The following is a 4,125-nucleotide window of genomic DNA, read 5'->3' on the forward strand; positions in this document are numbered from 1 at the left end:
TCACCACCGCCATCCAAGACACCCTCGAAACCCACACCAACCTCCCCACCACACCCCTCACCACCGGAACCCTCCGCCGCAACCAAGGCACCCTCACCCACTTCCACACCCACCTCGCCCACCACCACACCCACGGCACCCCCACCACCTGGCACACCACACCCCCCACCACACCCCCCACCAACCTCCCCACCTACCCCTTCCAACACCACCGCTACTGGCTCGAGGACGCGGCGACGGGCGGTGACCCGGAGAGCCTCGGACTGCACACCACCCAGCACCCCCTGCTGGCCGCGGCGACCACCCTCGCCGACGGCGACACCCTCCTCCTCACCGGGCGGATCTCCGCGCGCGCCCATCCGTGGCTCACCGGCCGGACCCTCAACGGCACCGTGCCGTTCGAGCTCGCCCTCCAGGCGGGACGTGTCCTCGGCGGGCTCGGCGTGGCCCGCCTCTCGCTCGGTGACGCCGTACCGTTGCCCGCGGCCGGCGGGGTCGACGTACAGCTCACCGTGTCCGCTCCGGGCGAGGGCGGCGACCGCGCGTTCGCCCTGCACGCCCAGCCCTACGAGGACGGCGCCGACGAGGACTCGCTGCACCGGCCGTGGACCGCTCTGGCCTCAGGTCGCCTCGCGGTCGCGGTCCCGGCCGAGGAGCCCGCCCCCGGCGGCCCGGCGGCCTGGCCTCCCGCACGGGGCGCGGACGGCCGCCCCGCCCACGCCGAGGTCTCACTGCCCGAGGACACGGCGGGGGAGGCCGCCCGCTACGGTCTGCACCCCGCGCTGCTCGACACGGCCCTTCAGGCCGCGCTCGCCGCGCTCGACGAGGACGTGGTGCCGGCCGACTGGCAGGACGTCACCCTGCACGCCGTCGGCGCCGGAACGCTGCGGGTGGTCCTCACCGCCCGGGGCGACGGCTACGCGCTGCGCGTCACCGACGCCGCGGGGGCACCCGTCGCCACCGTCGGATCGGTCGCGCTGCGCGCGCTGCCCCGGGCCGCCGACGCCCGGCACGACTGGCTGCTGGGGCTCGACTGGGTTCCGCTCGCCCCCTCCCGGAAGCCGGAGGGCGCCTTCGCCACGTGGTTCCTGGACGATCCGGACCTGCCCGGTGGGGACCTCCCCGCCACGGACCTGCCCGGTACGGGACTGCCCGGTACGGGACTGCCCGGTCTGGAGGCGGCGCTCGGATCCGCGCCGGTCGACGCGTACGACCCGCAGGGTGCGCACGACGGCCCCGCCGTCGTCTTCCTCGTGGCGCCCGACGCGGACTCGCTGCTCCCCCGCCTGCAACGCCTCCTCGCCGCGCCCTCGGCGGCGGCGAGCCGGCTCGTCGTGCTGACCCGGCACGCGGTGGCCACCCACCCGCAGGACGTACAGGATCTGGCACCGGCCTCCGTGTGGGGGCTGGTACGGGCGGTGCAGTCGGAGCACCCCGACCGGATCACCCTGATCGACCTCGACGGCGAGACCTCCTCGCTGACCGCCCTGGCCGCGGCCCTCGCGTCCGGGGAGCCCCAGCTCGCCCTGCGCGCAGGGGTGGTGAGCGTGCCCCGGCTGGACCGGAGCACCCCCGCCGACTTCGCCGAAGCACCCGCGCCGTACGGCACGGACACGGACCTACGCACGGACACGGGCACCGTGGTCATCTCCGGCAGCGGCGATCTCGCGCGGGCCGCGGCCCACCACTTCGTGCGGGTGCGCGGGGCCCGGAGCCTGCTGCTGCTCGGCGCGGACCCGTCCTGGGCCGCACCGTACGCGGATCAGGGGATCACCGTGCGCGTCGCGGACGGCACGGCGGCGGACCGGGACGCGCTCGCTTTGGCCCTGGCCCTGCTGCCGGCCGGCCAGGCGCCGACCGCCGTCGTCCACGTCGCCGAGCCGGCGGCCGGAACGGTCCTGCTGTCCATCGACCCGGACGCGTTCGCCGCCGCGCTGCGGGACGGAGTCTCGGCGGCGTGGAACCTGCACGAGCTGACCCTGGGTGCGGAGCCGGCCTCCTTCACCCTGCTGTCCCCGGACCCGTCCGCGGTCCTCGGCGGGACCGGGCGCGCCGCCGGTGCGGCGCTGGGCTCCTACCTCGACGCGCTCGCGCACCACCGCCGTACGCTCGGGCTGCCGGGCCTGTCGCTCGCCTGGGGTCCCCGCGAGTCCGCGGGCGACCCCGCCGCCTCCCGCGGTCTGGTCCCGTTCGGGGCCGGTCAGGTGGACGACCTGCTCGCGCTGGCCTCACGGGCCGGGGGACGCGGTGTGCTCGTCGCGGCCCGGTTGAGCCGGGCCGCGCTGGTCGAACGGGCCGGTGCGGGGCTGTTGCCACCGGTCCTGGGTTCCCTGGTCCGCGTCGTACGCAGCGCGTCGGCGGGGCCGGCCGCGGCGGCCGGATCCCTCGCGGCCTCCCTCGGCGGGCTGCCGGAGGCCGAACAGCTACGGACCTTGCTGGACCTGGTGAAGGCGCAGGTGGCGAGCGTGCTGGGGCACTCGGCCCGGGACGCCGTCGATGCCTCGCGCGCCTTCAAGGACCTCGGCTTCGACTCCCTCACCGCCGTGGAGCTGCGCAACCGGCTCACTACGGCGACCGGGCTCAGGCTGCCCAGCACGCTCGTCTTCGACCATCCGTCGCCCGGCGCGCTCGCCGCCCATCTGCGGACCGAACTGTTCGGCGCAACAAACCGGGCGGCGGCGCGGGGCGCGGCCTCGGGCGCCTACGACGGGGAGCCGATCGCGATCGTGGCGATGGCGTGCCGCTATCCGGGGGGTGTCCGTTCCCCGGAGGACCTGTGGCAGGTGGTCGCGTCGGAGAGCGACGTCATCTCCCCGTTCCCGGTCAACCGCGGCTGGGACCTGGACCGGCTGTTCGACCCGGACCCCGCTCACCCGGGCACTTCGTACGCCCGGGAGGGCGGCTTCCTGCACGACGCCGACCAGTTCGACCCCGGGTTCTTCGGGATCAGTCCCCGCGAGGCCACGAGCATGGACCCGCAGCAGCGGCTGCTGCTGGAGGCCGCGTGGGAGGCGTTCGAGCGGGCCGGCATCGACCCGACCTCGCTGCACGGTTCGAAGACGGGGGTGTTCGCCGGGGTCGTCTACACCGACTACGGCTCGCGGGTGAAGCTGCCCGCCGACATGGAGGGTTACCTCGGGATCGGCAGCGCGGGGTCGATCGCCTCCGGCCGCATCGCGTACACGCTGGGCCTGGAGGGCCCGGCCGTGACCGTGGACACGGCGTGCTCGTCCTCGCTGGTGGCCCTGCACCTCGCGGTTCAGGCGCTGCGGACCGGCGAATGCGACCTGGCTCTGGCCGGCGGCGCGACCGTTCTGGCGAACCCGGACATCTTCATCGGGTTCAGCCGGCAGCGCGGGCTGGCCCAGGACGCGCGGTGCAAGGTGTTCGCGGCCTCGGCCGACGGCACCGCCTTCGGCGAGGGCGTCGGTCTGCTCCTGGTGGAGCGGCTGTCGGATGCCCGGCGCAACGGCCACCAGGTGCTGGCCGTCGTACGGGGCACCGCCACCAATCAGGACGGTGCCAGCAACGGCATCACCGCGCCGAACGGTCCCTCGCAGCAGCGGGTGATCCGCCAGGCCCTCGCCGACGCCGGACTGGACGCGGCGGACGTGGACGCGGTGGAGGCGCACGGTACGGGGACGACGCTGGGCGACCCGATCGAGGCACAGGCGATCGTCGCGACGTACGGGCAGGACCGGCCGGACGAGCGGCCGTTGTGGCTGGGGTCGCTGAAGTCGAACATCGGGCACACCCAGGCGGCGGCCGGGGTCGGCGGGATCATCAAGATGGTCGAGGCGATGCGGCACGGCGTGCTGCCCCGCACGCTGCACGTGGACGAACCGTCCCCGCACGTCGACTGGTCGGCCGGCGCGGTCGAACTGCTCACGGAGGCCCGGGAGTGGCTGCCGAACGGGCGGCCGCGGCGGGCGGGTGTGTCCGGGTTCGGCATGAGCGGGACCAACGCCCACGTGGTGCTGGAGGAGGCACCCCCGTACGAGTCCGAGCCCGTCGGGGAGCCTGGCGGCGTCGCGGCTCCGTGGCTGCTGTCCGGCCACAGCGAGGACGCGCTGAAGGACCAGGCCCGCGCCCTGCGCACCTACCTCGACACCCACCCGGACGCGG

1 protein-coding gene is annotated in these 4,125 nt (G+C 75.3%); it reads left to right on the top strand.

Going from position 1 to position 4,125, the window contains the following annotated elements:
* Window positions 1–4,125, top strand: a 4,125-nt coding sequence (locus tag ABT106_RS31270) for a beta-ketoacyl synthase N-terminal-like domain-containing protein (protein WP_351284258.1), incomplete at both ends; no start/stop codon positions are given.

Origin of the sequence: Streptomyces sp. NPDC002044 (assembly GCF_040296725.1) — a bacterium.
Taxonomy (GTDB): domain Bacteria; phylum Actinomycetota; class Actinomycetes; order Streptomycetales; family Streptomycetaceae; genus Streptomyces; species Streptomyces antarcticus.